The following is a 16,198-nucleotide window of genomic DNA, read 5'->3' on the forward strand; positions in this document are numbered from 1 at the left end:
AAAAGGCAGGCGTATCGCTAAAATAATACACCTGCCTTTTCCGCCCTGTATGGCGGCTGCTCTGCTTGAGTGCCTCTTTTGTGGGGTCTATTTTTATTCCTCAACCCTTTCCATGCGCTTATCGTAGATCAGACGGATGATGGCAGAGATAAAAATCGTCAGAAAACAGGCTGCCAGAACCGCGTGCTCGCCGTAATCGGTAATGGCGCCTGCGGTAAAAAGGGGCTCGTTGTGGCTGATGAGAAGAACCACATTGGCGAGAGCCACCAGCCCAAAGACGACCACAAAGAAAACCTGGCGGTCCTTACTCAGATAGACGCCCCGGATGTTCATTTCAACCGTACCGATGGTGATGGGTACCATGATCAGAATAATACCAGCGATGAATTTGTCCGGCCAGACAAAGCCCGCGTCCTCAATGATGCCATTGATTAAAACACAGATGCCCATGATCACCATAATATGCTTGCAGATGTTTCCCCGGATAATCTGCTGCCGCTCGTCGTATTCCTTACACAAATTAAACATTTCATAATCCTCCTGTCGTTAAAGTTCTTCTTTCTCTTCTACAACCCGAATTCTCCAGTTTATAAGCTTACGAATGATCAAAGCCGCGGTCATGACCAAAATACAGAGTAAAATCACACAGTGCTCGCCTTTTGTTGTCAGGCAGCTGTTATTTTCTGAAAAAATTGGTTTTGTGTTCCCCAGAAAAAAGGGAAGCTGAACAATAAACATTAATCCAAATGCAATAATTGTCCAGAGTGGTACCTTTCCACTTCTCGAAAAGAGGTTTCTGGCTAGCAGCTCAACGACGAACCAAGTCACGGGCAAAATCATGACCATTCCATTTTCCAGTTGCCGGCTTTCAAAGACAAAATTTTGATTCACAATGGCCGCATCGAGATAAATACATAATAAGGCTATTGCGAAAGAATGTTTATAAACCTTTCCCAGCAGCATTTCCTGTCGCTCGTCATATTCACCTTCACGGTAAGTCACTTGCTTTTTCATTACACTTCCTCCATGGTTCAGGCTTCTTCCCAGAAAAGCTCGTCCAATGTTTTCCCAAGTACCCTGCAGATCGCAACGCACAGCTTGATGGTGGGGTTATAGTCCCCCTTCTCAATGGCGTTCATGGTCTGCCGGGTAACGCCAACCGCCTCGGCCAGGTCCTTCTGGGTCATATCGAGGGCGGCTCTGGCGGCTTTGATCCTTAAGTTCTTCCCCATTATGTCACCATCCTTTACACCCTTATTCTAAACCTCATCCGACAAAAAGTCAAATATAATTTACTTTTTATCTTATAAATTTTAATTGCATCCCCTCTTCATTAGAAATCTTTATTTATCTAAAGCACTTCATAGGGCGACGCAATTATTTTATGCTAATCTGTCTTATTTTTATGCCTCCTTCAAAAAGCACAATGGGTTACAACTATTTTACACCATTACCACTCCGGAAAACACCTGTCTCATCACAAATCTGATAAACTGGTCGATGGTCATATCACCTGGAGCCTCAAGCCAGCGGGTTATGGCTGCCAGAAGTCCGGAGAGGTAAAACTCCGACAGAAGGGACTGCTCCTGGGTGGTAAGGGCGCTGGTATCAAGAACATAGCGGTTAAGCAAAGGCCAGATAAGCTCCTTGAGCCGTGTGACGAAGGTGGGGTCACCGTGGTCGCTGAGCAGCACCGACATATAGGCCGAATACTGCTGGGATAGCTTGACAATCAACCCCATATGTCCTGCAAAATCCAAGCCCTCCTTCTGGGGTAAATTATCATGGATGAGAATGCGTATTTCCTCCAGCAACTCCTCCTCGATCTTGTTAAAAAGGTCGTATACATCCTTATAGTAAAGGTAAAACGTGCCTCTGTTATATCCCGCGGCATCGGTTATCTCCTTGATGGTTATCTTTTCAATGGCCTTTTCTTTATAAAGGCTCCAGAACGCTGTTCTGAGGTTTGCTTTGGTCTGTTCAGTAACTTCGGGTTGTTTTCTCATGGGATCGCCTCCTTTTTGGTATCATAGCACAACAGCATGTTGTGTTCAACATTTCCCTTTGTTTTGTTCATTGATGCTGCCTGGTTTAAGCTCTATAATAAAGATAAAGAAATCAACACCATGTTGTTCACAACGGAGGCAAACAACCATGAAAAACGCATTCCTTAAAGATATTTGGCGAACCATCCAGAAAAGCCGCAAACGCTTTTTTTCCATCCTCCTGATCACAGCCCTTGGCGTCACCATGCTCACAGGCCTTAAGGCCGCCTGTGATGACCTGCGCTATTCGGCCGACCATTTTTTTGATACCCAGAAGCTCTATGACATTTCGGTCATGTCCACCCTGGGCCTTACAGATGAGGACGTGACAGCGCTCTCGCAGCTGGACGGCGTTGAAACGGCCGAGGGAGCCTACAGCGAGACGGTCTACACCCATGTAGATGATAAGCGCCAGAACGCCCAGGTCAAGGTGCTGAGCGCCAAGGGACTGAACGCGCCTTACCTGCTGGAGGGCGTTCTTCCGCAAAAGGCGGATGAGATCGCCGTGACGCAGAAATACATGAAGGACACCGGCAAATCCCTCGGCGACTCTCTTACCATCGAGGAGGATTTGAAAACAGCTGAACAAGAGGACAGTTCCGGGAATAGCGACGAATGGGCCGCAGACTTTGAGGACAAGACCGAAACGTCCACCTTTGCGAATACCACCTATAAGATTACCGGTGTGGTGCTGGACCCCATGGATGTCAGCAACAATGAGGGAGCCTCTGCCTTCCGTTCTGCCTCCACCACCGATTTCACCTTTTTTGTGACCCCCGGGGCTGTTAGCAGCGATGTCTTTACCGCTGTTTATCTGACGCTCGCGGACAGCCGCGACTTAATCTGTTACTCCGACGCTTACAAGGACAGCGTGCAGCAGGTTATTCAGGCCATTGAGGCTAAGATCAAAACGGACCGTGAGCAGGCGCGCACCCAGTCCGTTACTGGTGAGGCGGCCGACAAAATCGCCGATGCTGAGCAAAAAATGAACGCGCAGTTTGCGGAGGCAGACGCCGAGTTCGCTAACGCCGAGCAGGAGCTGGCCGATGGGCGGCAGAAGCTTACAGAGGGTTTTCGGGAACTGGAAAACGGAGCACGGGAGCTGGCCGGCCAGGAGCAGACAGCAAATGCCCAGTTTGAGGCAGCCCGGCAGCAGATAAACGACGGCTACGCTGCGCTCATCGCCAATGCCTCCAGACTTGAGGATTCCAGCGCTTTGCTGGATGAGGGTGAAACACAGCTGAGCCAGGGACGTGAGCTTCTGGCCCAAAAGCAGGCTGAAGTGAATGCCCAGCTGCAAAGCGCCCGTGCCCTGCTCGATGAGGAGCAGGCAAAGCTGGAGGATGCCCAGGCCGATTTAAACGCCCAGGAGGAAGCCCTGTCTGGTCTGTTTGGTCCAGCATGGCCCAATGATCTCTGGGAGGCCTGGCTCGCAGCGCCCCCGGAAGCGGAAACAGAAGCTCAGTCCGCCTTTATGGCTGCCTTTATGCCGGTGCTGAACGGCGCTGTTCAGGCCATCGACGAACAGATTGCCGCCCTAGACCCAGCCGATCCGGATGATGCTGCCCGGCTGGCAGCGCTTCTGGCCCAAAAGGCTCAGCTTCAGGCTCTGCCAGAGGTCATTCCTCAGCTGGCCAATGGTCTGCGCCAGCTGACTGAGGGCCGTAAAACCCTGGATGAAAACCGTGCGGCGCTGGAACAACAACAGACCGAGGCCGACGCCCAGTTTAAGGCCACAGCCGAGACATTGGAGGCGAACGCTGCGCAGCTCGCAGTTGCCCGAGCTCAGCTGGCTGAGGGCCGCACCCAGCTGCTGAGCGGACAAAACCAGCTGGACGTCGGCGCGGCTGAGATCTCCTCTCAGGAGGACAACGCCCGGAGACAGCTGGCTGAAGGACGTCAAACCCTCGAAAACGGCCGTCAGGAGCTGGTGGACGGAGAAGCCGAGCTGGATGAAGGTCAGGCGGAGCTTAATGAAAAGCGCCAGGAATACGAGGAAGCCAAAGCAAAGGCTGAGCAAAAGCTGGCAGACGCCCGGGCCGAGCTGGCCGACATCGACACTGCCAAATGGTACGTTCAGGACCGCAGTGCTCTGGGCGGCTACGCCAGTATTGAGAGCGACGCAGGCTCCATCGAGGCGGTCGGGACTGCCTTCCCCATTGTCTTTCTGGTGGTGGCGGTGCTCATCAGCCTGACCACCATCACCCGCATGGTTGAGGAGGAACGTGGGCTCATCGGTACCTACAAGGCATTGGGCTACCGGGATGCCGCCATTTACAGCAAGTACCTGCTTTACGCCTTGGCGGCCTGTCTTGCCGGCGGTATTCTGGGCGACATCTGCGGCTTTATCCTGCTGCCCAAATTTGTATTTACCATCTTCCAGATCCTTTATATGCTGCCGGAATACCTGTTCCGGTTTAACCTGCTCTATGGCCTGGGTGGTGTACTGCTGTTCACCGTCAGTATTTCGGGCGCGGCGGCCATCGCCTGCCGTACCGAGCTCATTCATATGCCTGATGTGCTCATGTGCCCTAAGGCCCCGCGCGGCGGCTCACGGGTTCTGCTGGAACGTATTCCGGCGCTCTGGAACCGTCTCTCTTTTTTAAACAAGGTGACCATGCGAAACCTGTTCCGCTACAAAAAGAGACTGTTTATGACCGTGGCGGGCATCATGGGCTGCACTGCCCTGGTGCTCTGCGGCTTTGCCATTAAAAACTCGGTTAACGACCTTATGCCCAAGCAGTATGAGCATATCTACCAGTATGACCTCATGGCTGTCACCTCTGCGGATGACAATACCGAGGTCATGGAACGCCTATCCGGGGATGATAACATTGCGGATTATATCAACGTGCTGACTGGCAATGTCAAGCTCAAAAAAACTGCCGAGGGCAAGGAGGAAAAGGTACAGCTCATCGTGGTGCCTGAGGGGCATTCCCTCAAAGGCTATATCCATCTTGAAAACACGGATGGCTTCCCGTCTTCTCTGCCGGACAACGGTGTGCTGATCACGGAAAACGCCTCCCGTATGCTGGACCTTGGCACTGGGGATGCGCTCTTTATCCAGGATGACCAGCTGGTTCAACAGGAATCAACCGTCTCGGGGATCGTGCGCAACTACCTTGGCAACGCGGTTTATATGCGCCAGAGCGTTTATGAGGCCATGTTTGGCGCCTACGAGCCTAACGCCGCCCTCGCCCATCTTTCATCCGCCTGCACCGATCATAAGGCCTATGCCGATGCCCTGGGACGTCAGGATAAAATGCTGTCTGTCACCAGCACTGCCGAGCTTAAGGAAAGCTTTTCCTCAGCCTTTTCCCTGGTGAACTCCGTCGTTTACCTGATTACAGCCATGGCGGCGGGTCTGGCCTTCATCGTGCTGTTTTCCCTGTCCTCTACCAATATATCGGAGCGGACACGGGAGCTGGCCTCCATGAAGGTTCTTGGCTTCTATGACAAGGAGGTTCACCTCTATGTGAATAAGGAAACACTTATTCTCACCCTTATCGGTATTCTGCTGGGCCTGCCGGTGGGCCGTGCCCTGGGCGGCAGCCTGACCTATGTGCTCAATATGCCATCGGTTCACTTTGCCGTCTATGTGGAGCCTGTCAGCTACGCCATCACGGCGCTGATCTCCTTCAGCTTTGCACTGATCGTCAACCTCATGACCAATAAGACTCTGGATCACATTGATATGATTGATTCGCTTAAGAGTGTGGAATAGAAGCATGACGCCAGTGCATCTTTTCATTCTGTATTCTTTCTTAAATGCACCTAAAATGTATCTATTTTGTATCAAAAGTGTGCTATACTTAACAAATCCTAATACATCGGTGTTTGGACTTGCGCGCAGTCAATACAAGCAGGTACAAAGGAGGTACTGGTATGCAATTAAGGAAAAAGGTGCTCAGTGTCGTTTTAGTTTGTCTGGTGATTTTGATTGCAAGCGGTGCGGTTTACTGCTTCAGCATTTTACAGGGGATCTCCGGCGACCGGCTTGATTCAAGCCAGCTCCATATTAACCAAAAGCTGGACAAGGATGTTTCCAATATTGCTGTTTTCGGTCTCGATGGCCGCAATGATGTTGAAGGTGACCGCTCCGACACCATCATGCTGGTCACAGTCAATTACAAAACCGGCAATGTCAAGGTCACCTCCCTTATGCGGGACCTTATGGTCAAAATTCCCGAGACCAGGGAAAACAACGTAAGCTATGAAAAGGTCAATGCCGCTTACGATTACGGCGGCCCTGAGCTCGCTGTCCAAACCTTGAATGAAAACCTGGACTTAAATATTTCGGACTATGTCTCCATTGACTTTAAATGCCTGGTGGATGTGGTCGATGCCCTGGGCGGGGTTGAGATCAATATTCCCAATGAATCTGTGCTCCATTGGACAAACCAGTACATCATGGATGACAACGACAAGGTCGGAAAATCCGACCCGTTCCTTACACAGACGGGTGTCCAGACTGTTACCGGAATCCAGGCGCTGTCCTTCTGCCGCGAGCGCTACAGTGACAATGACTATATGCGTACTAAACGCCAGCGGGAGGTCTTTGAGCAGATTGCTCAAAAGCTTTTTAACAGCGATATTTTTACAGATCTCAATCTCCTCGGCAGGGTTTATCCCTATGTGCAGACCTCTTTGCCGCTTAAGGATATGACAGGCTACGCCAAGACTTTTATGTCCCTGGATAATAAGACCTTTGATGGCTACAGAGTCCCCCTTGATGATTACTCCTATGGTGATATGATCGACGGCGTCTGGTACCTTGTCCCCGACACGCTGGCCGATAACGCCATTGTGCTGCACAAGATTTTATATGGCAATGATTCAGATTACACGCCCTCGGATGACCTTATGAAGATCAGCGATACTATCGCCGGGCAGACCGGTGGTAAAACTGGCATTACCATTGATACCAGCGCTCCCTTTGAAAGCTATTTAAAGGATTCTGCCAATGAAAATGTGGTGGTGCCTGTTGAGGACGCACCGTAAAAAAAGGTATCCCAAAGCACTTAATCTGCTTTGCGGATACCTTTTTTATTTTATGGCTTTGACTGGATGGATGTCTTTTTACGGATTGTTTCTACGTCTCCGGTAAACGACTCCCAGGCCTGCTGCCAGCAGTAACACTAACGCGACTGTACTCAGAACCGCAGCTGTTCTGTTTTCATGGATTCCGGTGCCTGCGTTTTTATCGGCGGCATTATTTTTTTCTTCCTCTGCGCTGTTTGTGCCCGTGCCGGGTTCTTCACCGGTACTCTGCGCTGTTTTGATCTCAAAGCTCAGACGATAGGTGTTAACCTCGCTATTATTTCCTCTGGGCCCGGTGGCCTGGGTGGTAAAAATGAGGCCCTCCTGTAAAAACTGATCCTTTGGTATCGGCGCTTCCGCGCTCACGGTCTGACCAGCGGCGGTGATCGTCAGAGTTCCTTCTCCCTCTAATGTGGGCATCAGGCGAATCGCCTCTGTGCCTTCTGGCAGCGCTACCTTTGAGAATTCGGTAACCTGCTGGCTGCCAAGACTCTGCCCTTCGGCGTTCAGTGCCTCAATGGACAGGCCTGCCAGTGTACAGCTGTCCAGATTGGTGGTGAAGGCCTTGATCATGGCGTTGCCGGTCTTCAGGGCATGGCCCTCTTTATCCACACCGTCGGTTCCATCCTTAGCCAGATCGACCCAGGCGCCTTCTTTATGCAGAAAGCTCTGGCCCTCGGCGACATCTGCAATGTAACGGATGGTGGTTTCTCCAGTTGGTTCAGTGGCTTCTTCATCCTCCACATCCACCACTTCACCGCTTCCACGCTCGATGGGCGCATAGCCGTTTCCGTCTCTGTTTTTGATGGTTTCCACCACCGCAAAGCTTTCACCTGCTTTTAATGGGATCGCCTCTTTTAGTGCGATGGTATGGTAGCCCGCGTAAGGTACACTCACGCTTTCCTGTTCTGCCACAAGCTCGCCCGAGGTGGGGTCGGTGGTTCCTGCGGCCACCTTATAGATCTGGATATCGGCTGTGCAGTCAGGCTCGGCAGTCATCACTGAGACTGCCTGAAGCAGCTCGTCCGAGGCGGCCGTAAACACATTGGCGGTCATGCCGCTGCATCCCGCTTCTGACGGCTTACGGCTGTCCGGCGATTTAAGCCCCAGATAGTCGTACTGGTAGTTGTTGTCGTAGGTAAACAGACCGTCTGCATCTGTATCGACCTGATAGGAGGTAAAATCGCAGACAGACTGGTCGTAGTAGGAGAGATAGAAATAGCCCTGACGGTCCACGGGAGATTCGTCTTTATGGCTTTCCCAGACTTCGTCTGATCTATCCTCAAAGTTTCCCCAGCTGTTTTTGACAATCCACGCGCCGTCAGCTGTTGGTTGATTTCCTTCTTTAAAGTTTTCAGCCGAATAGTTGTCATCCCAGCCCACAATGCTGACCGCATGGTTGGGGGTGGTATACTCATCGGTATAGTGGGCCTTGGTTTCCATATTCAGGTAACGCAGATCTGTCGTCCCTCCCGGCATTGAAACAGCCGCGCAATAGGAAATCTCTACCACGCCGTTGTCCACGATTGCCTGCTTGATGGCTGTAGTAGCTGCATCGGAATAGACGTAGCCTTCATGGCTTTGCTGATCTGTAAAAGTGGCGGTGCTAGGCAGGAAATCAATGTTCTGCACCCGCGCGCCGGACATGGCTTCCGAATCTCTGATAAGGCTGTCCGGCAGGCTCCAGTCCGCGTCTTGCGATTTGGTGTTCCCGTCATTTGCCTCATAGGGCGCTGCGCTTTCCTCTGCAGGCCCGGACCAGCTGGAAAGTACAGTTGCGCTGATATTGCGGTTTCCACCATAATCGAGACGCTTATCAGCATTTTTAACCGATTCGATCCCTTCTCCGTGGTCTGGCGTATAAGCAAACCAGGCGTGGTACCGCTCCGAAAAATCAACGTTTTTGGCGGCGCTGCCCGTAGTTTTGATATAATTCGACTCCACGGCCGACAGGGCTCCAAAAGCCCAGCAGGTTCCCCAGGGACTTTGTGCCTTTGCGATGGTAACATAAGGCGGTTCTGTAACCCCATCCCCATCCAGGTCGGCAGCCCGAAGATCCAGTTTTTCCGGCAGTGCGCTTTTCGGCGCGATCCGGTTCTCGCCTGCGGGATAGTTGCTGTAGCCTGCACCGGCGGTATCGCTGCTGTAGCCGCCAATGGCCGGTTGATCCGTCTGAGGCCCTGCTGCGCCCACACTGCCCATTAAGAGCGGCAGTGTGACTAAGGTTGTGAGCAGGACTTTTTTAAAACGCCTGGGTTGTCTGCTTGTTTTTTTGTGCATTTTCTTCTCCTCAGTTCTGTTCTGGATTGCCCTTGTACTCTGCGCTTCCAAAGCCAAGGATCAGTATGAAAACAGGTCTCAGCAAAAGCAGGCCGATGGTGTAGCCTGCTCCGTGCCCAAAGGCCTTTGACAGCTTATGGGTCTGGATGATCATCAGGACAAAGGATGCTAAAGAGAGCAGGCTGCTGATAGAGACCAGCGCGCCGTTTTCGGAAGCCCCCATAAAGCCGCCCACCACGACACAGGCCAGATAAACCCAGAACATGCTGGTTTTCCAGCTGATCTTATACAGGATATAGCTGCCGTAAATTGGAATCAGTGACTTCCAGCCAGGCTCGCCTGCTTTTTCAAACAGCTTCCAGCCTGCTACCAGGATGAATACATACCAGGCCAGGGCTAAAAGCAGCCCGACCATACCCGTTGTCTCATAGAAATAATTGTAGGTCATTTTTTAACTCTCTTTCTGATTAAAATACATCCGCCTGTGGCCAGAAGCAGGAGCGCCGCGGCTGCCAGAAGGGTTTGTGCCTGTGTACCCGTAATGCCAGTGCCCACATTTTTTCCTGAGCCGGTGGGGTTTGCGCCCTCGGCGTTTTTGTCGGTGATAGTGCCTTCTCCGGTGCCGGCCGGCGCTTCGGTTTTCACCTTATAGCTAAAGGCTGCCACGTCGGAGGTACCGTACGCATCGGCTGTGATGGCCTTGATGGTCATGTCCTGATCCACAGTGATGGGTTCTTCGTAGACCATGCCGGTTTCAGCGGTGGGGGCGGTGCCGTCTGTGGTGTAGCGCAGGGTGACGCCGGTATCTGTTGTGCTCAGAGTTACCGGGGTACCCTTATCCACAGTCATGGCGCCATCAACCGGGCTGTAGCCCTCAGCGGTCACGCCGTCGTAGTTGATGGTAATGCCGAGGTGGCGGATATGTTCGCCCGCTGCCGCCTTATCGACGGTGATACTGCCGTTTTCGATTTTGGTGAAGGTGGCTGCGCCTGCGCCGATCAGCTTCTGTGGTGCGTCTACCGCACTGGTGATGGTTGGTCTGGCTGCCTGAGAAAGGGAAAAGTTCCCCAGATTGTCGCCAAAGCTGTAAATGCCGTCTTTCTGTTGGAAGAAATTAGCTAAAGTATAGTTTCGGATAAGTGCGTCAAAGTCCTTGACCTGTGTGCCCTCGCCCATATAGCCCATTTTGGTCAACGCGTCTGTCACTGCTTCTTTATCGCAGGTTCCAAGACTAATCTGTTCATCGCTTACAGGGCTTTTTCTGGTCTCGCGGTTGGTATTTAGTATGGTTTTATATATTTCATCACCGCCGCCTTCCAAGCCTTCGGTCTGGCTGGCCAGATAACGCCCGAAAAGGTACCAGTTTATATAAGCGCCTGTACCGGCTGTATCCACCCTTCCCTGAGGCACATACAGGCCTGAGAAAACCATGGGAACGGTAGTGTTATAGGCATCGACATAGGTATTGTAGGCCGTCAGCTGTACATTTGGTACATCACCGCTCACGCCGCAGACAGCTACGGCGTTCTGGGCAAAGGTTTCATTCAGCCAGGTTTCACTGTACGTATAGGACTCGTCCGGCGGTGTGAGCAACTCGCCGCCGCCGGTTTGCGCGTAATTGATCAAATGCTGCCACTCATGGGTGGAAATTCCCATTCCCAGGCTTTCTCCATAGGTTTCGCCGTCCATTGTTGCGGCGCTGTTAATGTTGAGCATATCCATTTTATTAGATAGCAGATCGTCTGACGTAAAATGCCCACCTAAATGTGGGTTGGGCATGGGATAAAAAACAAATGCCACCTTGCCGTCACCATCGACGTCAATACTGTCAGAATTTCCAAAAGAAGTGGTGAGGTGTTGATAAATCTCTGTATCAATTTTATCCTTCAGGCCGAGGATAGTGTCCTCGGTCGCGAAGCCACCTTTATTCTCTGTGTCCAGCCAGAAGGTTGTGTGGTCTCCGACGGCGATACACTTTGCTTCAAAAGGAGCACCAGTCACATGGGTGCTTGATGTAAATGTTCTGGTATCGCCCACTTTATAGGGCACTGTTGCTGCCTGGGCCTGCGCTTCCAGCGATGCCTGAGCGGTATCCTCACTGTTTTCTACGAGGGCTTTTGCCTGTGTTATTTCCTCAGCGGCTGTTTCCACCGTATTTGCCGGAATCACCTGGCCGTCATTTCCTGTCGCTCCCGGGATTCCTGTCGCCTCCCAGCTTTCATAAAAATCCTTATCCATATCCAGATCTTCCAGATGATCTGGATCAAAATATTTAAGCGGGTCAAAATCATACCGCATATTCTGTGTCATCAGAATATCGCCGCTGTACACGCCGTCTTTCCCTTCATCAACGGTGATGGTCTGCGCAAAAGCAGGCGATGCTGTGGCCAGGCACAGCAGCAGGGAAATGAATACTGCAAAAATCCGTTTCTTTTTCATATAATTACCTCTCTTTATTTTTATTCCAGCCTTTCGGCCTGAAAGCTAAGCCTGTGCGCTCCGGTCAATGGGTTTTACCAAAAACACAATCGTGATCAAGACAATTGTAGTAAGCGTTGTAAAAATACTGGCCTCCAGTCCAAAGCTGCCGCCGGTCAGTATGGGGTTTCCCTCTGCGATCTGGGCGGAGAGGATGGCAGCGCTCTTTTCGTGACCACTCACTGAAAAGCCGAACAGGTTTCCCTGGGTAAAGTTCCAGGCTGTGTGAAAGCCTGCTGCCATCCAAATGCTGCCCCGCCTCAGAATAACCAACGCCAAAAAGACGCCGACGATGAAAATATTGAACAGAGGCAGAAAGTTAAGCCCCGTTGCTTTGATATGGGCCAGAGAAAAAAACGCAGCACTGATGACTGCGCTGGCCCAGAGAGGCAGCTTTTGAGACAAGGTCACCATCAAATAGCCTCTGGTGATGACTTCCTCGGTCATCCCCTGCACCATGTAGCTGACAAAGAGGAACAGAATACTGCCCCACGCGATGTCGGGCATCAGGCCGTTAATTTTGACCACGCCAGCCAGCATCCCAAAGCCCACGCAGGCCACAAAGCCGATAAAGCCAGCGGCTATTCCCACCAGATATTCACTGCCCAGGCCGGCTTTTACATAGCCCAGCCCGCGGGGAGGCCGCTTTTCGATAAACCAGCAGCAGGCAATGGCGCCGGCGATGCCGATGATATTCAAAAAATTTATGATTGCTTCAGGGCTTCCCACAGGCCACGCCGAGGAGTCCAGCGTTTTAATATAAGCGCCGCCCATTTTTGTCAGCTTGAAATAAACCAGAAAAAACACAATGAATGATGCGATTTCAATGATAAAACGCTGGTTCGTCTCTGCCTTCCGGACCTCTTTCATAAAAGCCGGACGAGAAAACAGCCGATCTATTCTTTTTTCATACATATTGTCGATCTCCTCCTTATTCTCTGTTATGTTTCATAATATCCATCGTAAACGTTATTATTATTATATCACGACTATCCACTAAAAAAAGTGCAACTCATCACGTTTACACGCAGTTCGTCACACTTTAAAGGGCTATTCTAAACACAAACTGATCTTTGTTACATAAAAGTTACCTTCTGGGCCAGCGTTCACCTGGCCGTCGTGGGCCTGGACAATGGCGGCCACACTTTTCATCCCCACTCCGCTGCCGTGTTCTGAAGCTGACACTTTGGGCTTCTGGCTGTTTTCCATGACAATCACGAGGGAAGCGCCAATGCATTCGGCGCGAAGGTCAATAAAGGTTATTCCCTCTGTTACCTGCCTGCAGGCGTTCAGGGCGTTTTCTAAAATATTTGAAAAGAGAACGGTCAAATCCACTGGGCTGATCCCCAGAAGCTCTGGAAGCACAATACGGTGTCTTAGCTCAATGCCATCTTTCTGGCATAAATCCAGGTAGTAGAGCACAATATTATTGACCAGATAATTCTGGCATACCGTAACCTGCGACTGAACATCCATGCGTTCCATATAGGTTTGGGTGTAGGCCTCTGCGCCTTCGCGGTCGCCTTTTTTCAGCATACTGCCAATCTGCCGCATATGATGGCGTACATCATGCCGGGCAGCCCGGGCCTGTTCAATGCTGCTCATCATCTTACGGTAGCTGAGGGCGTCGATTTCGACCTGCTGGGCCAGGCGCTGGGCTTCTTCCTCTGCCTTCATGGTCTGAGCGCTCTGGCGCACAATGGAAAAGAAAAGGGTAAAGGAAAAAAACACGCAGAGTGTCAGGCTGAAAAAGACAATGAGCATCGGCGGGGTATAAAAGGTTCTGGCGCCTGTAACTGTCGCAAAACTGACGCCGTAAATCAGCATGAGCAGGATGATCCCTGCGCCGATTTTACGCGTGATCGCAGGCTCCATATTTTTGAGGGCAGGCCGTACCTGCCTGCGCATAAACACCGCTGCCACCGGCACTAACAGAACATCAAGCGCCATATAAAAATACAGTGATCCATCCTGCAGCAGCACACCGGCTTCCTCGACCTGCCAGGGGTTTACATTACTGTACAGCGTGCCCAGGGCTGTTGTAAAAGCTGCGTAGGTAAAACCCATGGCGTAGACCAGGATTTTTTTCATCGCTGTGCTCCGCACACAGTAAAAATAGAGCGCCAGACAGACGAGCATGGTTACAAAACGGACCAGATTATCCGCTGTCGTAATGGCATTATCTCCTGTAAACAGGGTCTCATTCCTGACCAGCATCGCAGTCTCTGCGAGTGAAAGAAGCGCCATGCTGGCAATCCCCAGTGATACCAGTCTTTTTGGGGGCAGGCGGTAGTCTTCCCTGTCAAAAGGCAGCAGGCAGATAAAAGCAACGGGTACCACCTGAAACCAGAAGCCCAGCAGATAGCGCGCGAACATATTGGCATTGAGAAAAACATTCATAGAGGGCCCTTCTGCACCTGATGATACTGGTAATCGTAATATTTTCCGCGGATTTCCTTAGCGTGCTGACGGCTGAGCATGATTTCTTCGCCGGATTTCATTCTGCAGGTTCCGTTTTTAATTGTCTGGATCGCATCCATATTAACCACTACGCCCCGCCTGAGCATAAGCATTTCTGCACTCAGCTGCTCCTGGATTTTTTTGAGCTGACAGCGTGTTCTGATGACCTCACCACTGTCCATATAAATCAGAAGATAATTACCCTGGGATTCCAATTTTTCAATTTTTTGCTGGTCAATCCGAAGAGTCTCCTGGCGCTGCCGGATCGTGAGCGCTGTCACCATGTCCTGTTGTCTTATGCACTGCCGAAGCGCCTCAACAACCAGCCTCTGTTCCGCAGGCTTAAGAATGTAATCCACAGCTCTGACGCGATAGGATTCTGAAGCAAACTCATTCGACATGGTCAGAAAAATAATCGCTACCTCTGGATTAAGCTTTCGGACAGCCTCTGCCAGCTCGATTCCGTTTTTTTCTTTTAAAAATATATCAATAAACGCAATGTCGGGCGGCTGTTTTCTGATGGCCTTCAGACAGCTTTCTGCGTCCTCAAACACCTGAAAGCAGTGATCAGGAAAAATTCCATTCGCAACCTCTTCAATCAATCGGGCTGCGTTCTCTCTGTCCTCAGCATTGTCTTCACATAAAATAATGAACATAACCCTCTCACCTCTTCAAAAGCCCCGCTCTCATAAAGAAAGCGGGGCTTTATTTTTAATAATAGTAATAATAATTTCCAAAGGCCAGAATCATGGCGACAATGGAGCCAAAAAACATAAAGGAAATGACCACGCCAATGGCCATAATGATTAGCTGTGCCCTCGCGTAATTCTTTTTATTTGGGTCGATGTCGTTGGCTGCGCTCCAATAAATCAGCATAATAAGGTTGACAATTGGAATACAGACGAGAAACAAGGTAAGCAGCCACTCGCCAAGACCCATTATTTTCGGTACCGGGCCGGCCGATGCCGGCTGCAAAGGCTCTGGCCGCTCCGGCTCATTTTCAAAAGCGTTTTTATACTCTGATGCTGCCGGTGTCAGCTCAGCTGTTTCAGGTTCAGCGTCCTCACCGCAGCTGTTATCGTCAATCATGGATGCAACTACCACATCAGCTGCATCGCCAGGGTCTTCTGCCTCACCGCTTTCGGCTGGATTTTCATCCTCCGTCGTATCGCAGCTGGTGTTCTCAATTTTAGCAGCAAATACGTCTGCCGCATCACCCGGGTCTTCTGCCGGGAAGGATTCAGCCATTTTTGTTTCGTCCGGTTTCAGCTCTGCTCCGCAATTGGAACATACCTTATCCTCCGGGTCAATACCGACATAACAATTTGGGCAGTACTTGGTCATAAGATCACTTCCTTTTCGTTTATTTGAACACGGTGTTTACTCTTCGATTACATAAACCCGTTTCATTACCTGGTCTTCATAAGGTTTATCCATATAGTCACGGTCAGCATTGACGATTTCGTCGGCTGCTTCCATGCCTTCTGTCACAGCCCCAAAGGCTGCGTACTGGCCGTCGAGATGCGGTGCGTCCTCGACCATGATAAAGAACTGAGAGCCGGCAGAATCTGGACTCGCTGAGCGTGCCATGGACAGCACGCCTCTTTTGTGCTTCAGGTTATTCTCGACGCCGTTGGCTGCGAACTCACCCTTGATGGTGTGTCCTGGGCCGCCGGTGCCAGTGCCGCTTGGGCAGCCACCCTGAATCATAAAGCCAGGGATCACACGGTGGAAAATCAGGCCGTCATAAAAGCCGTCCTTTACCAAATTTAAAAAGTTTTCGACGCTGATCGGCGCAATATCCGGATACAGCTCTACCTTAATGGTCTTTCCGTTTGCCAGTTCAATGCCGACTACAGGATTTTTTTCACTCATAATTTCCTCCAAATGGTTGA

Annotated in this window: 14 protein-coding genes; 2 read left to right on the forward strand and 12 right to left on the reverse strand. The window is 51.0% G+C overall.

Going from position 1 to position 16,198, the window contains the following annotated elements; all coding sequences use genetic code 11:
* Positions 1-93: 93 nt before the first annotated feature.
* From BUC22_RS03185 to BUC22_RS03200, 4 genes are all read right to left on the reverse strand, one after another.
* Positions 94-528, reverse strand: a complete 435-nt coding sequence (locus tag BUC22_RS03185; RefSeq protein WP_013381538.1) for a hypothetical protein — start codon at positions 526-528, stop codon at positions 94-96.
* A gap of 18 nt (positions 529-546) precedes the next feature.
* Entirely contained in the window at positions 547-1,014 is a 468-nt protein-coding gene (locus BUC22_RS03190; protein WP_013381539.1) for a hypothetical protein, read from the reverse strand.
* A 17-nt stretch (positions 1,015-1,031) separates the two neighbouring features.
* A complete protein-coding gene (locus tag BUC22_RS03195) occupies positions 1,032-1,232 on the reverse strand; it encodes a helix-turn-helix transcriptional regulator (protein ID WP_013381540.1) in 201 nt (66 codons plus the stop codon).
* 210 nt (positions 1,233-1,442) lie between these two features.
* A complete protein-coding gene (locus BUC22_RS03200; RefSeq protein WP_013381541.1) occupies positions 1,443-2,006 on the reverse strand; it encodes a TetR/AcrR family transcriptional regulator in 564 nt (187 codons plus the stop codon).
* Between the two features lie 148 nt (positions 2,007-2,154).
* Here BUC22_RS03200 and BUC22_RS03205 point away from each other — a divergent pair, with 148 nt between their 5' ends.
* Both BUC22_RS03205 and BUC22_RS03210 read left to right on the forward strand, forming a co-directional pair.
* The gene (locus BUC22_RS03205; RefSeq protein WP_013381544.1) at positions 2,155-5,769 is read left to right on the forward strand and encodes an ABC transporter permease; all 3,615 of its coding nucleotides are present in this window, start codon (positions 2,155-2,157) and stop codon (positions 5,767-5,769) included.
* Positions 5,770-5,930: 161 nt separating this feature from the next.
* The gene (locus tag BUC22_RS03210) at positions 5,931-7,046 is read left to right on the forward strand and encodes an LCP family protein (protein WP_073382330.1); all 1,116 of its coding nucleotides are present in this window, start codon (positions 5,931-5,933) and stop codon (positions 7,044-7,046) included.
* A 78-nt stretch (positions 7,047-7,124) separates the two neighbouring features.
* On the opposite strand, the gene BUC22_RS03215 is transcribed toward BUC22_RS03210, so the two are convergent.
* The 8 genes from BUC22_RS03215 to BUC22_RS03250 all read right to left on the reverse strand — a co-directional run bounded on the left by BUC22_RS03215 (position 7,125) and on the right by BUC22_RS03250 (position 16,178).
* Positions 7,125-9,365: a C1 family peptidase gene (locus BUC22_RS03215; protein ID WP_013381547.1), complete on the reverse strand. Its 2,241-nt coding sequence runs from the start codon at positions 9,363-9,365 to the stop codon at positions 7,125-7,127.
* Positions 9,366-9,375: 10 nt separating this feature from the next.
* Positions 9,376-9,813: a DUF5684 domain-containing protein gene (locus tag BUC22_RS03220; RefSeq protein WP_013381548.1), complete on the reverse strand. Its 438-nt coding sequence runs from the start codon at positions 9,811-9,813 to the stop codon at positions 9,376-9,378.
* On the reverse strand, positions 9,810-11,804 hold the full coding sequence (locus BUC22_RS03225; protein WP_013381549.1) for a chitobiase/beta-hexosaminidase C-terminal domain-containing protein: 1,995 nt from the start codon (positions 11,802-11,804) through the stop codon (positions 9,810-9,812). Before BUC22_RS03225 ends, BUC22_RS03220 begins: the two co-directional genes overlap by 4 nt.
* 45 nt (positions 11,805-11,849) lie before the next feature.
* Positions 11,850-12,758: a CPBP family intramembrane glutamic endopeptidase gene (locus BUC22_RS03230; protein ID WP_013381550.1), complete on the reverse strand. Its 909-nt coding sequence runs from the start codon at positions 12,756-12,758 to the stop codon at positions 11,850-11,852.
* A gap of 135 nt (positions 12,759-12,893) precedes the next feature.
* The gene (locus BUC22_RS03235) at positions 12,894-14,243 is read right to left on the reverse strand and encodes a GHKL domain-containing protein (protein WP_013381551.1); all 1,350 of its coding nucleotides are present in this window, start codon (positions 14,241-14,243) and stop codon (positions 12,894-12,896) included.
* Positions 14,240-14,959: a LytR/AlgR family response regulator transcription factor gene (locus BUC22_RS03240; RefSeq protein ID WP_013381552.1), complete on the reverse strand. Its 720-nt coding sequence runs from the start codon at positions 14,957-14,959 to the stop codon at positions 14,240-14,242. Before BUC22_RS03240 ends, BUC22_RS03235 begins: the two co-directional genes overlap by 4 nt.
* 55 nt (positions 14,960-15,014) lie before the next feature.
* Positions 15,015-15,647, reverse strand: a complete 633-nt coding sequence (locus BUC22_RS21225; protein ID WP_013381553.1) for a zinc ribbon domain-containing protein — start codon at positions 15,645-15,647, stop codon at positions 15,015-15,017.
* A gap of 36 nt (positions 15,648-15,683) precedes the next feature.
* Positions 15,684-16,178: a peptidylprolyl isomerase gene (locus BUC22_RS03250; protein WP_013381554.1), complete on the reverse strand. Its 495-nt coding sequence runs from the start codon at positions 16,176-16,178 to the stop codon at positions 15,684-15,686.
* Between the last annotated feature and the right edge of the window lie 20 nt (positions 16,179-16,198).

This window comes from Eubacterium callanderi, from assembly GCF_900142645.1.
Lineage (GTDB): Bacteria > Bacillota > Clostridia > Eubacteriales > Eubacteriaceae > Eubacterium > Eubacterium callanderi.

What these genes read in the sequence shown, in the direction of transcription:
- BUC22_RS03240 (WP_013381552.1), bottom strand. Translation starts at nt 14,959, where the DNA reads ATGTTCATTATTTTATGTGAAGACAATGCTGAGGACAGAGAGAACGCA.
- BUC22_RS03195 (WP_013381540.1), bottom strand. Translation starts at nt 1,232, where the DNA reads ATGGGGAAGAACTTAAGGATCAAAGCCGCCAGAGCCGCCCTCGATATG.
- BUC22_RS21225 (WP_013381553.1), bottom strand. Translation starts at nt 15,647, where the DNA reads ATGACCAAGTACTGCCCAAATTGTTATGTCGGTATTGACCCGGAGGAT.
- BUC22_RS03215 (WP_013381547.1), bottom strand. Translation starts at nt 9,365, where the DNA reads ATGCACAAAAAAACAAGCAGACAACCCAGGCGTTTTAAAAAAGTCCTG.
- BUC22_RS03225 (WP_013381549.1), bottom strand. Translation starts at nt 11,804, where the DNA reads ATGAAAAAGAAACGGATTTTTGCAGTATTCATTTCCCTGCTGCTGTGC.
- BUC22_RS03190 (WP_013381539.1), bottom strand. Translation starts at nt 1,014, where the DNA reads ATGAAAAAGCAAGTGACTTACCGTGAAGGTGAATATGACGAGCGACAG.
- BUC22_RS03230 (WP_013381550.1), bottom strand. Translation starts at nt 12,758, where the DNA reads ATGTATGAAAAAAGAATAGATCGGCTGTTTTCTCGTCCGGCTTTTATG.
- BUC22_RS03250 (WP_013381554.1), bottom strand. Translation starts at nt 16,178, where the DNA reads ATGAGTGAAAAAAATCCTGTAGTCGGCATTGAACTGGCAAACGGAAAG.
- BUC22_RS03235 (WP_013381551.1), bottom strand. Translation starts at nt 14,243, where the DNA reads ATGAATGTTTTTCTCAATGCCAATATGTTCGCGCGCTATCTGCTGGGC.
- BUC22_RS03200 (WP_013381541.1), bottom strand. Translation starts at nt 2,006, where the DNA reads ATGAGAAAACAACCCGAAGTTACTGAACAGACCAAAGCAAACCTCAGA.
- BUC22_RS03205 (WP_013381544.1), top strand. Translation starts at nt 2,155, where the DNA reads ATGAAAAACGCATTCCTTAAAGATATTTGGCGAACCATCCAGAAAAGC.
- BUC22_RS03210 (WP_073382330.1), top strand. Translation starts at nt 5,931, where the DNA reads ATGCAATTAAGGAAAAAGGTGCTCAGTGTCGTTTTAGTTTGTCTGGTG.
- BUC22_RS03220 (WP_013381548.1), bottom strand. Translation starts at nt 9,813, where the DNA reads ATGACCTACAATTATTTCTATGAGACAACGGGTATGGTCGGGCTGCTT.
- BUC22_RS03185 (WP_013381538.1), bottom strand. Translation starts at nt 528, where the DNA reads ATGTTTAATTTGTGTAAGGAATACGACGAGCGGCAGCAGATTATCCGG.